This window comes from Pseudomonas sp. Kh14, assembly GCF_900291005.1.
GTDB classification, from domain to species: domain Bacteria; phylum Pseudomonadota; class Gammaproteobacteria; order Pseudomonadales; family Pseudomonadaceae; genus Aquipseudomonas; species Aquipseudomonas alloputida.
Genome location: NZ_OLKJ01000197.1, coordinates 1 through 254 on the forward strand (window position 1 = coordinate 1; position 254 = coordinate 254).

1 protein-coding gene is annotated in these 254 nt (G+C 79.9%); it reads right to left on the reverse strand.

Going from position 1 to position 254, the window contains the following annotated elements:
- Positions 1 to 254 (reverse strand): hypothetical protein (locus tag FQ668_RS27815; RefSeq protein WP_178097207.1); only part of this gene is annotated, 254 nt, incomplete at both ends.

A 254-nucleotide genomic window follows, 5' to 3' on the forward strand; every position in this document is an offset into this window, starting at 1 on the left:
CACCAGCGCCGGCCACGCCGCCGACGCCGCCGCGACCGCCCGCGCCGCCGTTGCCCATCACCGCTGCGCCGCCGGCTCCGCCGTTGCCGCCACCGGTCAGCCCGACGCCGTTGCCGCCGCGACCGCCGGCTCCGCCATCGCCCATGCCGAGGCCTGCACCGCCCGCACCGCCGTTGCCGCCCGAACCGAAGAGGAACCAGGCCCCGGTGCCACCGTTGCCGCCGGCGCCGCCGGCCACCGTCGCGGTAACACCT